Source organism: Arenimonas sp. (assembly GCF_047602345.1).
Lineage (GTDB): Bacteria > Pseudomonadota > Gammaproteobacteria > Xanthomonadales > Xanthomonadaceae > Arenimonas.
In genome coordinates, this window is sequence record NZ_JASGHN010000008.1 from 34412 (window position 1) to 47275 (window position 12864).

Below are 12864 nucleotides of genomic sequence, written 5' to 3' on the forward strand. Positions count from 1 at the left end.
GGCGAGGCCGGGATGAAATCCCGGCCTTTCTTTTTTCGAATGCCAACTTTCAAAAAGCCTTTAACCCAGCCCGCACAGGGTGTGGCAAGCGCGACGCACTTACCGACGCCCTTAGCCTTCATCTCAACCCTTCCGAATCTTCTCCACTCCACCCATATACGGCCGCAGCGCATCAGGAATCGCGACACTGCCGTCCGGCTGCTGATAATTCTCCAAGATGGCGACGAGGGTGCGGCCGACCGCCAGACCGGAACCGTTCAAGGTATGCAGCGGTTCGGGCTTGCCGGTATCGGGGTTGCGCCAGCGGGCCTGCATGCGCCGCGCCTGGAAGGCCTCGAAGTTGGAACAGGAAGAAATCTCGCGATACTTCTGCTGGCCGGGCAACCACACTTCCAGATCGTAGGTCTTCGAGGAACCAAAGCCGATATCGCCGGCGCACAGCGCCATGACGCGATAGGGCAGTTCAAGTTTTTTCAGCACGGCTTCGGCATGCGAAGTCAGTTCTTCATGTGCTGCCCGTGAATCCTGCGGGCGCACCAGCTGCACGATTTCCACCTTCTCGAACTGATGCTGACGGATCATGCCACGAGTGTCCTTGCCGGCCGAGCCGGCTTCGGAACGGAAGCATGGCGTATGCGCCACGTAGCGGATCGGCAGGCGTGCCGCATCGATGATTTCATCGCGCGCCAGATTGGTGACCGGCACTTCGGCGGTAGGAATCAGGCAGTAGCCGTGTTCGCCCTTCAGGCCGAACAGGTCATCGGCAAACTTCGGCAACTGACCGGTGCCGAGCAGTGATGCAGCGTTGACCATGTACGGCACATACACTTCCTGATAGCCATGTTCAGTAGTGTGCAGGTCGAGCATGAACTGCGTCAGCGCACGCTGCAACCTGGCCAGTGCGCCATGCATGACCACGAAACGCGAACCAGTGATCTTGGCCGCCGCGGCAAAGTCGAGCAAGCCCAGACCTTCGCCAATTGCCACATGATCCAGCGGCGTGTATTCGAATTGTTTGGGCGTTCCCCAGCGACGCACTTCGACATTGGCATTTTCATCGCTGCCATCGGGCACGCTGTCCTGCAGCAGGTTGGGCAGCCCCAGCGCCAGTTGATCCAGCTCGGCTTGCACGGCATTGAATTCAGTTTCCGCCTGCGTCAGCTGGTTGCCCAGGTCTTCCACCTGCTTGAGCAGGGGCGCAACATCCTGTCCCTTGGCCTTGGCCATGCCCACCGACTTGGCATTCTGGTTGCGCTCGTTGCGCAGCTCATCCACCTTGATCTGCCACTTCTTGCGCTGTTCTTCCAGCTGCTGCAGCCTGGCTACATCCAGTTGAAAGCCACGCCGGGCGAGATTGGCAGCCACGGCTTCAGTGTCGGTACGCAGTAGTTTTGAGTCGAGCATGATGTATTCGTTGTGAGCTTGATTCCCGCCTGCGCGGAAATGAGGGGCCTTGGTTTATCTACCGGGGCAAAGCATGCCTCGCCCTTTCGCATTCATTCAAATCGGGCGCCTCATGAGGCACCCCTGCAAAAACCTATTTCTTCCGCAATTTTTCCAGCGCCTCGGCAATCTTGATCTCCAGGCCGCGTGGCGCCGGACGATAATAATGTCGCGCCGGCAGGGCATCTGGAAAGTATTTTTCGCCGGCAGCGTAGGCATCCGGTTCATTATGGGCATAGCGATAGCCTTCGCCGTGCCCCAGCTGCTTCATCAGGCGTGTCGGCGCATTGCGCAGACGCATGGGCACGTCCAGCGAGCCGGAATTTTGGGCATCCTGCATGGCTTCGTTGAACGCCATGTACACGGCATTGCTTTTGGCAGCCACGGCGAGGAACACCACCGCCTGCGCCAGCGCCAACTCGCCTTCCGGACTGCCCAGCCGTTCGTACACTTCGCAAGCCTCCAGCGCCAGGGTCAGACCGCGCGGGTCGGCATTGCCGATGTCCTCGCTGGCCATGCGCAGTACACGCCGGGCGATGTAACGGGGATCGCAGCCGCCATCGAGCATGCGGCACAGCCAGTACAGCGCCGCATCCGGATCGCTGCCACGCACCGATTTATGCAGCGCGGAAATCTGGTCGTAAAAGGCATCGCCCTTGTTGTCGAAGCGCCGCAAAGTGCCGGAAGCCACTTCATTGGCAATGGCCAGCGTCAGGGCGGGCGGTACTTCTGCCTGCGCCAGATCCAGCCCCAGTTCCAGCATGTTGAGCGCACGACGGCCATCACCATCGGCGGCCTTGGCAATCAGCTCCAGTGCCGCAGGCGCCAGTACACAGCCGTTGCCACGCGCCGCTTCCAGCTGCACGGCACGTTGCAGCAGGCTGAGCAGCTGCGATTCGTCCAGAGCGCGCAGCACATACACGCGAGCGCGCGACAACAAGGCATTGTTCAGTTCGAAGGAAGGATTTTCGGTGGTCGCACCGATGAAGGTCACCGTGCCGTCTTCCACCCAGGGCAGGAAGGCATCCTGCTGCGACTTGTTGAAGCGATGCACTTCGTCCAGAAACAGCAGGGTGCGCTGACCCGATTGCTGCCGGACCAGCTGCGCCTGCTCCACCGCAGCGCGAATGTCCTTTACCCCGGCCATCACCGCCGACAGCATCATGAATTCGGCGTCGCAGCGCTGTGCGATCAGCCGGGCCAGCGTGGTTTTGCCAGTGCCCGGCGGTCCCCACAGGATCATGGAATGCAGGTGCTGCCCTTCCAGCATGCGCCGCAGGGGTTTGCCGGGACCGAGCAGATGCTCCTGCCCCACCACCTCTTCCAGCGCCTGCGGTCGCAGGCGGTCAGCCAGTGGGCGATTGTCAGGACTGGCCATCTCCTGAGTTATGTGGACCTGAGTCATATGAACTTGGGTCATGTGGACTTAAGTCAGGCACGCCTAATCAGTGCTTCGATCCAGCGCGGCCATTGTCCCAGCGGCGTCAACGCCAGCAGCACCGCCGGCACGATGCCCACTGCATCCGCCAGCAGATCACGCCATTCGGCCTGACGCCCCAGATGCATGACGCCCTGCAATACTTCCACCAGCACCCCCATGCCGAACATGGCCAGCGCCACCAGCCAGTAACGCTGCCGCGGATAGATGCCGCAGAACCAGAAAGTCAGCAGGAAATAACCCAGCGCATGCTGCAGCTTGTCGTTCCAGTGTGGCAGTACCGGCGCCGAGCTGGGCAACAGGCTGAGCACCAGCGCCGCCGCCACCGCACACCAGCCGAACAACCACCAGAAATAGCCATAACGCAGACCCGACAACATCACTGGCCCTTGGCGGCAGCGCCGCTCTGATCGATGACATCCACACCCTTGGGCGCAGCAAATTTGAATTGCGCTTCGGTCACGCCGGCATTGCGCTTGAACTGGCGGAACTCGAGCAAGGTGGTCTGGCCCAGCTTGTCGGTGAGCGACATGGCCACCAGCTCATCCTTGCGCAGCGCCATCTGCAGCAGCTTGAAATCGGTGTCGGTACGCTTGGGCGCAAGGTTGAGTACCGTCATGCCATCACGCTGCTCGACATGCTCCACTTCGAAGCTGTCGCGCCAGCTGCCACCGGTGCCGGACAGCAGCGCGGCCGGCGTGCCATTGAGCGACAGCTCGGCACGGCGGATGGTCACCTGTTCCAGCTCGGGATCGTAAAGCCAGATACGCGCGCCATCGGACACAATGGTCTGGGCATTGGGTTTGAGATACTCCCAGCGGAACTTGCCCGGTTTCTTGATGGCCAGCGTACCACTGCTCTGTTCCACCAGCTGATTGCGGCTGTCTTTCACGGTCTGCGTGAACGACGCCTGCAGGGACTGCAGACCGGTCATGAATTTGTCCAGCTGCACGGCACCGGATTCGGCGCTGACCACGTCCTGTGCCAACACCGTGGCCGGCACCATCACCCACACACACAGCAGGGTCAGCATCCACATGCCCTGCTTGTACAAATGCTGATAGATGGCCTGATACATGGCGGGCGTCACCTCGCGACCGGATATCTGTCCGACCGGCACATACATGTCTAAGTTCATGGGTCGAAGTTCATAGAGTGAAGCTCATGGGACGAAGCTCATAAGACCAGACCCATGCAGCAAACTTCACAAGCGGCTTATTCCTGCTCCGGTCCCGGCACCAGCACTTCGCGCGAACCGTTGGATTGCAGCGGACTGACCAGTCCGGCAGCTTCCATCGATTCCAGCATGCGCGCTGCGCGGTTGTAGCCGATCTTCAGGCGGCGCTGTACATAGGAAATGGATGCCTTACGGCTCTCCACCACAATCTTGACCGCCTCGTCATACAGGTTGTCCTGCTCGGCATCGCCGCCTTCGCCACCCTCGCCCTCTTCACCCGGCAGGCCGGGAATCGCACCGGTGGGACCATCGAGAATCTCGTCAATGTAGGTCGGACCATTGGTGCTCTTGAGCGCGCCCACCACCCGATGCACTTCGGCATCCGACACGAACGCACCATGCACACGCTGCGGCACCGAAGTACCCGGCTGCAGAAACAGCATGTCACCGTGCCCCAGCAATTGTTCCGCGCCCATCTGGTCGAGAATCGTGCGCGAGTCCACCTTGGCGGACACCTGGAAGGCAATACGCGTGGGAATGTTGGCCTTGATCAGACCAGTGATCACATCCACCGACGGACGCTGCGTGGCGAGAATCAGGTGAATGCCTGAAGCGCGCGCCTTCTGCGCCAGACGCGCGATCAATTCTTCCACCTTCTTGCCGACAATCATCATCATGTCGGCCAGCTCATCCACGATCACGACGATGAAGGGCAACGGCTCCAGGAACGGCACCATCTCCGGCGTGCCATCCGGCGGCAGGCGCTTCATCTGGATGGGATCGCGGATCGGCTGCTTGGCGTCCTGGGCTTCCTTGATCTTGCGATTGAAGCCAGCGAGGTTGCGCACGCCCAGTGCCGCCATCAGCTGATAACGCCGCTCCATCTCGGCCACACACCAGCGCAGTGCATTGGCCGCCTGCTTCATGTCGGTAACCACCGGCGCCAGCAGATGCGGAATGCCTTCGTACACCGACAGCTCCAGCATCTTGGGGTCGATCATGATCAGGCGCACCTGATCGGCGCTGGCCTTGTACAGCAACGACAGCACCATGGCATTTACGGCGGTGGACTTGCCCGAACCGGTGGTACCGCCCACCAACAGGTGTGGCATGCGCGCCAGATCGGCCACCACCGGCGCGCCGCTGATGTCCTTGCCCAGCACCAGCGCCAGCGGCGAAGCCATGTCGTCATAGGCCTTGGACTTGATGATCTCGCCCAAGGTCACCAGTTCGCGCTTCTCGTTGGGAATTTCCAGACCCACCGTGGACTTGCCCGGAATGACTTCCACGATGCGGACACTGATGGCCGACAGCGCACGCGCCAGATCCTTGGCCAGATTGCTGATCTGGCTGACCTTCACGCCCGATGCCGGCTGCAATTCAAAACGGGTGATCACCGGTTCCGGATGCACTGCCACCACTTCCACTTCCACACCGAAATCGCGCAGCTTCAGCTCCACCAGACGCGACATGGCTTCCAGCGCGTCGGCGGAATAGCCCACCTGACGTGGCGGCGCATCGTCCAGCAGCGACAGCGGCGGCAGATCGTTGGGCGTGGTGGCATCGAACAGCGGCACCTGCCGCTCCTTCTCGACGCGCTCGCTTTTCTCGACCTTGGGCACGGCGGCTTCAATCTTGGGCGGCGCACGTTTGGCAACGCGCTTCTGCTCCTCGCGCACCACTTCCAGACGCGCTTCCTTCACTTCACGACCGACCTTCTTGTCCTGCGCTTCCTGCCTGCGCGCCTGCGACCATTCGATGCCCTTGAGCACCCACTGGCCGATGCGATCCATCACCTCGATCCAGGACAGACCGGAGAACAGCGACACCGCGGCCAGCCACAGCGCCAGCAGCAGCAGCGTCGCACCGAGAATGTTCAGGCCCTTGAGCAGGCCACTGCCGATCAGATCGCCCAGCACGCCACCCGCGGTATTGGGATAGCCGACGCCGGAAAAATGCAGGGTCGCCAGACCACAGCTGGTGAGCAGGGTCAGGATGAATCCACCGCTGCGGAATGCCAGGGTGGCACGGCTCTGGGCTTCGCTGTCGTTAGCAACACCGCGATACACCAGCCAGCCGGCCAGACCAAGCATCACCGGAAACAGGAAGGCGGGACGGCCGAACAGCCACATCAGCAGGCCGGCCAGATTGGCGCCCACCGGACCGATCCAGTTGACCACCGGACCTGGTTCGCCCGTGGTCCAGAACGACGGGTCGGCGTTGTCGAAGCTGAGCAGCGCCACGAACAGGATCAGCGCCAGCGCGCCGAGCACGAACAGGGCGCTCTCGCGCAGCGCGCGCGCCACCAGACCACTCACCCCTTTCGCCTGTGCTGCTGAACTGCTCACTCACTCAACCTGTGCTGACAACCAACCATCATTCATATCGACCCAAGCATTTGTTCAGTACCCTGATCGCGCTGCGGGCTTGTGCTGGCGCCGACCGCCCCCATACGCATGGAACCGGTTTGCAAGCCGCTTGGCGCGCCCACCATGCTCACATACCATGGCCCGCTCTCACGCCGGCAGGCTTGAGAACCATGCACCACGAACTTGCAACAAGGTATTGAATTTCCAAGGCTGGCACGGGTGCCAACACCACGCCTGCCCGCTCACACGATGACTCTGGAGTATACATGACGGCCCCTGTCCACTCGCGCTTGATCATTCTGGGTTCCGGTCCGGCCGGCTATGCCGCTGCCGTGTATGCGGCCCGTGCCAACCGCCAGCCGCTGCTGATCACCGGCATGGAAGCCGGCGGCCAGCTGATGACCACCACCGAAGTGGACAACTGGCCCGGCGATGCCCACGGCCTGACCGGTCCCGGACTGATGGAACGCATGCGCGCCCATGCCGAACGGTTCAACACCCAGATTGTGAACGACCACATCAACAAGGTGGACCTGTCGCAACGCCCCTTCACGCTGGAAGGCGATGCCGGCAAGTACACCTGCGACGCGCTGATCATCGCCACCGGCGCCACTGCCAAGTACCTGGGCCTGCCCTCGGAACAGGAATACCGCGGTCGCGGTGTGTCGGCCTGCGCCACCTGCGACGGCTTCTTCTTCCGCAACCAGAAAGTGGCAGTCATCGGTGGCGGCAACACCGCCGTGGAAGAAGCACTGTACCTGTCCAACATTGCCGATCACGTGACCCTGGTGCACCGTCGCGACAAGCTGCGTTCGGAAAAGATCCTGCAGGACCACCTGTTCGCCAAGGAGAAGGAAGGCAAGGTGAAAATCCTGTGGAATCACGCCGTGGATGCAGTGCTGGGTGACGACTCGGGCGTGAATGGCCTGCGAGTGGTCGCCACCGAAAATGGCGAGCCTGCCGGCACCAAGCAGGATTTGGACCTGACCGGCGTGTTCATCGCCGTGGGCCATGCGCCCAACACCCAGCTGTTCGAAGGCCAGCTGGAGCTCAACAACGGCTACCTGGTGGTCAAGAGCGGCTCAGCGGGCAATGCCACGGCCTGCAGCATTCCCGGCGTGTTTGCCGCCGGCGATGTGGCCGACCATGTGTATCGCCAGGCCATCACCTCGGCCGGCACTGGCTGCATGGCGGCGCTGGACGCCGACAAGTATCTGGACCAGCTCGATGCCGGGCACGACGCCGGACACTAAAATCCACGACAATGACTGTCCGGGTACTGCGTTCCATTCATGAGGTCGAGCCGGCCGAATGGAACGCACTCGAACTACACGGACAGCCCTTCCTGCGCCACGAATTCCTGGCCGCGCTGGAAGACACTGGCTGCGCCACCGCCGATACCGGCTGGACGGCGCAGCACCTGCTGCTGCGGGATGAACACACTCGACAGCTGCATGGCGCGCTGCCGCTGTATCTGAAAGAACATTCCTTCGGCGAATTCGTATTCGATTTCAGCTGGGCGCAGGCTTTTGACCGTGCCTTTCAGGCACAGGGCCGCTACTACTATCCACGGCTGGTCAGCGCCATACCCTTTACGCCGGCCAGCGGTCCACGCCTGCTGCTGGCCCGCAACGCCCCACCCCACACCGCCACCCGGCTGGTCACCGCCCTGCAGGATCTGACTGCAGAACTGGGCCTGTCGAGCGCCCACACCCTATTTCCCATACAGCACCAGCAACAAATCCTGGTCGATGCCGACTGGCTGCCACGCACCAGCTGTCAATTTCACTGGTTCAATCGCGGCTATGCCCGCATGGATGATTTTCTCGGTACCTTTCGCGCCGACAAACGCAAGAAGGCCAAACGCGAACGCCGGCGGGTACTGGAGGAATACGGCATCCGCTACCAGACCCTGAAGGGCGCAGAGCTGGATGCCCGACAATGGCGCACGGTGTTCGGCTTTTCCGAGAACACCTTTCACCAGCATGGTCACGAACACTATCTGAGCGCCGATTTCCTGCAGCGGGTGGCCCAGGCATTGCCGGATCAGGTGATGGTCAAGCTGGCCGAACATCAGGGCCGACCGGTGGCTGCCGCCATTTTCTTTCACAGCCACGACACCCTGTTCGGCCGCTACTGGGGCGCCGCCGGTCAGTACGACAGCCTGCATTTTGAAACCTGTTACTACCAGGGCATCGAGTTCTGCATCGAACGCGGCCTGCAGCGCTTCGAACCCGGCACCCAGGGTGAACACAAGATTGCCCGCGGCTTCGAGCCCACGCTGAGCCATTCGGCCCACTACCTGCGTGATCCCGGATTCCGTCAGGCCGTGCAGGCCCACCTGCATTGGGAACGCGAAGCGGTGGCCGAGTACGCGCAGCAGATGCGCCGGCATATACCCTTTCACGCCGCTCCAGCCACCGCGCCAGACGCAGACGCCGCGAGTGACGCACCATGACCCAGCTGGTCTGGCTGAGCGATACCGATCCACCGGAAGCCTTTCCACCCGTGGAACACGCGCTGCTCGACCCGCCAGGCCTGCTGGCCGCTGGTGGCGATCTGCGGCCGGAGCGGCTGCTGGCGGCCTACCGGCGCGGCATTTTTCCCTGGTATTCCCATGACCAGCCGATCCTCTGGTGGTCACCCGATCCGCGTGCCGTGCTGTTTCCCGAAGAACTGCGGGTCTCGCGCAGCCTGCGCCGCAGCGCCCGCAACCGTGGCTTCGTCACCCGGATCAACAGCGATTTTGCCGGCGTCATGGCCGCCTGCGGCGATCCGCTGCTGCGCCCCGAAGGCACCTGGATCACCCGAGAAATGCGTCAGGCCTATCTGCAGCTGCATCGCCTCGGCCATGCGCATTCCGTGGAAATCTGGCTGGACGAACAACTGGTGGGCGGCCTGTACGGCGTGCAGCTGGGCTCGGTATTTTTCGGCGAATCCATGTTCAGCCGGGTCAGCGATGCCTCCAAGGTTGCGCTGCTTGGCCTGTGCCAGCAGCCGTTTGCCCGGCCGGTACGGCTGATCGACTGCCAGATGACTACCGATCATCTGCTGAGCCTGGGCGTACGCAGCATCGAACGCCGTGAATTCCAGGCTTTGCTGCACCAATATCTCGACTGACAACCGCCGCCGCCAGTCGGCAATTGCATTGGGGCGCGCACTTATGCACAATTCGCGCGCCTTTTCCGGCCCAAACCCTGATAACGACTCAGAACTGCGAGCTACATGTCGAAGGAAGATGCCATCCAGATGGAAGGCCGCGTGATCGATACGCTGCCCAACACCACCTTCAAGGTCGAACTCAACAACGGCCATGTAGTGATCGCCCACATTTCCGGCAAGATGCGCAAGAATTACATCCGCATCCTCACCGGTGACGCCGTCACCGTGGAACTGACGCCCTACGACCTGAGCAAGGGCCGCATCGTTTACCGCGCCCGCTGATTCCGGCGACCGCACCGCAACCCAAGAGCGGTTGCAACAAAAAAGGCCGACATTGCGTCGGCCTTTTTGCGTTTCAGCCCTGGTGAATCAGGGCAGCACGTCGTTCACTCCAGCAGCGCCGGCTCCTCGTGGGAACGGGTTTCGATCTTCAGCTGCTCGTCCTTGCCAACGCTGACATAAGCATGGCCGCCATTGACCAGCGACCCGAACAACAGGTCCTCAGCCAGCGCACGTTTGATCGACTCCTGGATCAGACGCGCCATCGGCCGTGCGCCCATCTTCGGGTCATAGCCCTTGGCTGCCAGCCATTCGCGCACGCTGTCATCGATGTGCAGCAGTACTCCCTTCTGTTCCAGCTGCGACTCCACTTCCACCAGCAGTTTGTCCACCACCCGCTGGATGGTGCGCTGGTCAAGGCCATTGAACTGGATGATGGCATCCAGACGGTTGCGGAATTCCGGCGAGAACAGCCGGCGGATCGCCTCCATGCCATCCGGCGCATTGTCTCCCGGCACAAAGCCCATGGCCGGCCGGCTCATTTCAAAGGCGCCGGCATTGGTGGTCATGACGATGATGACGTGACGGAAATCGGCCTTGCGGCCGTTGTTGTCGGTGAGTGTGCCGTGGTCCATGACCTGCAACAGCAGGTTGAACACATCGGGATGCGCCTTCTCGACTTCGTCCAGCAGCAGCACCGCATGCGGATGTTTGTTGATCTGCTCGGTCAGCAGTCCACCCTGGTCAAAACCGACATAGCCGGGCGGCGCACCGATCAGGCGCGACACGGTGTGGCGCTCCATGTATTCGGACATGTCGAAGCGGATCAGCTCCACCCCCAGCGCCAGCGCCAGCTGGCGCGTGACTTCGGTCTTGCCCACACCGGTGGGGCCGGCGAACAGGAACGAACCCACCGGCTTGCGCTGGTCGTTGAGGCCGGAGCGGGCCATCTTGATCGCCGAGGCCAGCGATTCGATGGCCGGATCCTGACCGTAGATCACCAGCTTGAGGTTGCGCTCCAGGTTCTTGAGCAGATCGCGGTCCGAGGTCGAGACATTCTTGGGCGGGATGCGCGCAATACGCGCCACCACGTCTTCGATCATGGTCACGGTCACCACGCTGTCGCGCTCACCCACCGGTTTCAGGCGCAGGCGGGCACCGGCCTCGTCGATCACGTCGATGGCCTTGTCCGGCAGCTGGCGATCGTTGATGTGCCGCGCCGCCAGCTCGGCCGCCACTTTCAGCGCTTCGTCCTCGTAACGCACGCCATGGTGCTCCTCGAAACGCGAACGCAGGCCTTTGAGGATCTCCACGGTCTCGGGCACGCTGGGCTCCAACACGTCCACCTTCTGGAAGCGCCGCGCCAGCGCATGATCCTTCTCGAAGATGCCGCGGTATTCGGTATAGGTGGTCGAGCCGATGCAGCGCAGCTCGCCATTGGCCAGCGCCGGCTTGATCAGGTTGGAGGCATCCATCACGCCGCCCGAAGCGGCACCAGCGCCGATGACGGTATGGATTTCGTCAATGAACAGGATCGAGCCGGGATTTTTCTTCAGCTCGGACAGCACCGCCTTCAGACGCTTCTCGAAATCGCCCCGGTACTTGGTACCGGCGATCAGCGAGCCCAGGTCCAGTGAATACACGGTGCAGTCGCTCAGCACCTCAGGCACCTTGCCTTCGACGATCAGGCGCGCCAGCCCTTCCACCAGCGCGGTCTTGCCCACGCCGGCTTCGCCGACATACAGCGGATTGTTCTTGCGACGGCGGCACAAAATTTCCACCGTCCGCTCGATTTCATGCTGACGGCCGATGAGCGGATCGATACGCCCTTCCAGCGCCTGCTTGTTGAGATTGGTGGCGTATTTTTCCAGCGCCGCGCCGCCCTCGCTGTCGCGATCGCCGGCCTCGGTGCCGGCCTCGTCCTTGTCCTTGGGCACCGCGTCGTCGCCCACTTTGGACAGGCCGTGCGAAATGAAATTGACCACGTCCAGACGCGCCACTTCCTGCATGGACAACAGGTAGGCGGCATGCGAATGCTTTTCACTGAAAATGGCCACCAGCACATTGGCGGCGGTCACTTCCTTCCTGCCGCTGGACTGCACATGGAACACCGCACGTTGCAGCACCCGCTGGAATCCCAGGGTGGGCTGCACCTCGCGATCATCGCCTTCCTTGAGACGTGGCGTGGTCTGATCGATGAACTCCTGCAGCTCCTTGCGCAGACGCACCACATCCGCGCCACAGGCGCGCAGCACTTCACGCACCTTGGGGGTGTCGACGATGGCCAGCAGCAGGTGCTCGACCGTCATGAATTCGTGCCGAGCCTCGCGGGCCGCCTGGAATGCCTCATTGAGGCACAGTTCAAGTTCGCTGCTTAACACTCACGCACCCTCTTGCCGGGACCAGAGTCAATGTCGGCTGCATTTCAGGCCTCCTCCATCGTGCAGAGCAGCGGATGCTGCTGCTGCCGGGCGAAGGCCATGACCTGGGCCACCTTGGTCTCGGCAATCTCGTAGGTAAAGACGCCGCATACCCCCTTGCCGCGGGTATGCACTTCCAACATCACACGCGTGGCGGTCGGACGATCCAGTCCGAACACCCGCTCCAGCACATCCACCACAAACTCCATCGGGGTGTAGTCATCATTCAGCAGCAGCACCTGGTACAGAGGCGGCCGCTTCAGCTTGGGCGCGACCTCCTCCACCACCAGGCCACGTTCGTAATCGGGGTTGTGTTCGCTCATGACCATTCAGGACAGTTGTCAGCTCCCTATATAGGAGCCCGCGCAGTGCAAAACAAGCGCTGCTCGCAGCAGGCGATCAACAACGGTCAAAAATACTGTCATGCACGGCTGGCAAACTGGGCGGATGCACCTGCAAACCGGCCATGGCACACGATCACAACCTGAACAAGCTAACGGCCGGCATAGCCGGTTTCTTGACCCGGTCCGACAGGATTTTTACCTACCCCGACACTTGCGTGAGGAAATGCAAAAA

The 12864-nt window shown here is 61.8% G+C and carries 11 protein-coding genes; 4 read left to right on the forward strand and 7 right to left on the reverse strand.

The window, feature by feature from the left end:
- Positions 1–123: 123 nt before the first annotated feature.
- The 5 genes from serS to QM707_RS10875 form a co-directional block, all read right to left on the reverse strand.
- On the reverse strand, positions 124–1404 hold the full coding sequence (gene serS / locus QM707_RS10855) for a serine--tRNA ligase (protein ID WP_415001888.1): 1281 nt from the start codon (positions 1402–1404) through the stop codon (positions 124–126).
- A 133-nt stretch (positions 1405–1537) separates the two neighbouring features.
- Positions 1538–2821: a replication-associated recombination protein A gene (locus QM707_RS10860; protein ID WP_415001889.1), complete on the reverse strand. Its 1284-nt coding sequence runs from the start codon at positions 2819–2821 to the stop codon at positions 1538–1540.
- 53 nt (positions 2822–2874) lie between these two features.
- On the reverse strand, positions 2875–3261 hold the full coding sequence (locus QM707_RS10865; RefSeq protein WP_415001890.1) for a VanZ family protein: 387 nt from the start codon (positions 3259–3261) through the stop codon (positions 2875–2877).
- Positions 3261–4007 (reverse strand): outer membrane lipoprotein chaperone LolA, encoded by a 747-nt coding sequence (lolA, locus tag QM707_RS10870; RefSeq protein WP_415001891.1) that lies wholly within the window; start codon positions 4005–4007, stop codon positions 3261–3263. Before lolA ends, QM707_RS10865 begins: the two co-directional genes overlap by 1 nt.
- An 89-nt stretch (positions 4008–4096) precedes the next feature.
- Positions 4097–6406 (reverse strand): DNA translocase FtsK, encoded by a 2310-nt coding sequence (locus QM707_RS10875; RefSeq protein ID WP_415001892.1) that lies wholly within the window; start codon positions 6404–6406, stop codon positions 4097–4099.
- A gap of 287 nt (positions 6407–6693) precedes the next feature.
- Here QM707_RS10875 and trxB point away from each other — a divergent pair, with 287 nt between their 5' ends.
- The 4 genes from trxB (at position 6694) to infA (ending at position 9871) form a co-directional block, all read left to right on the forward strand.
- Complete coding sequence (trxB, locus tag QM707_RS10880) at positions 6694–7680, forward strand: thioredoxin-disulfide reductase (protein ID WP_415001893.1); 987 nt, start codon at positions 6694–6696, stop codon at positions 7678–7680.
- Between the two features lie 11 nt (positions 7681–7691).
- A complete protein-coding gene (locus QM707_RS10885; RefSeq protein WP_415001894.1) occupies positions 7692–8885 on the forward strand; it encodes a GNAT family N-acetyltransferase in 1194 nt (397 codons plus the stop codon).
- A gap of 50 nt (positions 8886–8935) precedes the next feature.
- Complete coding sequence (gene aat, locus QM707_RS10890; protein ID WP_415001895.1) at positions 8936–9547, forward strand: leucyl/phenylalanyl-tRNA--protein transferase; 612 nt, start codon at positions 8936–8938, stop codon at positions 9545–9547.
- A 105-nt stretch (positions 9548–9652) separates the two neighbouring features.
- Entirely contained in the window at positions 9653–9871 is a 219-nt protein-coding gene (infA, locus tag QM707_RS10895) for a translation initiation factor IF-1 (protein ID WP_415001896.1), read from the forward strand.
- 104 nt (positions 9872–9975) lie between these two features.
- Here infA and clpA read toward each other — a convergent pair whose 3' ends face one another.
- Both clpA and clpS read right to left on the reverse strand, forming a co-directional pair.
- Positions 9976–12249, reverse strand: a complete 2274-nt coding sequence (clpA, locus tag QM707_RS10900) for an ATP-dependent Clp protease ATP-binding subunit ClpA (RefSeq protein ID WP_415001897.1) — start codon at positions 12247–12249, stop codon at positions 9976–9978.
- 44 nt (positions 12250–12293) lie between these two features.
- Positions 12294–12611, reverse strand: a complete 318-nt coding sequence (clpS, locus tag QM707_RS10905; RefSeq protein WP_415001898.1) for an ATP-dependent Clp protease adapter ClpS — start codon at positions 12609–12611, stop codon at positions 12294–12296.
- Positions 12612–12864: the final 253 nt, after the last annotated feature.